The organism is Pauljensenia sp. UMB3104, from assembly GCF_030217285.1.
Taxonomy (GTDB): Bacteria; Actinomycetota; Actinomycetes; order Actinomycetales; family Actinomycetaceae; genus Pauljensenia.
In genome coordinates this window covers 1-250 of sequence record NZ_JASONN010000456.1, presented here as the reverse complement: position 1 = coordinate 250, position 250 = coordinate 1, and the positions used below count along the sequence as shown (strand labels likewise).

At 63.6% G+C, this 250-nt stretch carries 1 protein-coding gene; it reads left to right on the top strand.

What is annotated here, in order from left to right; all coding sequences use genetic code 11:
* Positions 1 to 250 (top strand): putative T7SS-secreted protein (locus QP415_RS12385; RefSeq protein WP_285100271.1); only part of this gene is annotated, 250 nt, incomplete at both ends.

Below are 250 nucleotides of genomic sequence, written 5' to 3'. Positions count from 1 at the left end.
ATCATTTCCGCTCGAAGTTCGATGTGCAGGTCAAGGGCTGGGTGGACGCCCAGGAGGCGTTCTCTGAAGCGTCTGAGGCCTACTCGTCGTATGCGTCGACGCTGGCGTCGGCGCAGAGCCAGTGTGATGGGATTCGTTCGCGTTGGAAGGCTGGCCGCGACGCGGTCCAGCAGGCGCAGAACAATCAGGCTGATGCGCGCAGCCAGGCCGCCGCAGATGGCGGCTCTCCCGTGTTTGATGCCTCCTGTGA